Raw genomic sequence first — 501 nt, 5'->3', positions numbered from 1 at the left:
TTGACGATAATGATCCGCCAATAACACCATCAGCTTTTCGTATTGATAACCATCTTGTTCAAACAACGAGATTTTTTGCTCATCAAGTGATTTCAGCCATTGGCGAATGCTGTTGGCAGCGTCGTAAAACTGACTGTCCATGTTCGCTACTTCTGGGCATGATTTATCATCACATTGGGACAAATCAACATTGAAGTTTTGAGTTTCGAAACGGGATAACAACGCTTGTTGCGTGATGACAGAATCTGGCACAAAGTTCATCAGTGATGAAGGTGCCCAATCGACCAAACCTAACTTACGCCAATAGTTGTCCCCCACGTAGTCAACATGGAATTTTGCCAAAATGTCTCGGCCAAGATCGGTCAGCCCACCGTCCCAATGCAGATATAGAACCGGAATTTTAGCTTGCTCGGCATAAGCCAGCGCATCTATTACCTGTTGGTTGGTATCTCCTGACAGCAAATGTTGTGACAGAATCAACAGGTTTGGCTTATCGGCTTT

1 pseudogene is annotated in these 501 nt (G+C 44.1%); it reads right to left on the bottom strand.

Going from position 1 to position 501, the window contains the following annotated elements:
* Positions 1–501: pseudogene (locus R7R24_RS30870) on the bottom strand (hypothetical protein); the annotation flags it as partial.

The organism is Vibrio sp. 704, assembly GCF_033339295.1.
Note: the sequence above shows the minus strand (reverse complement) of the source record. Positions and strands in the feature narration are given on the sequence as shown.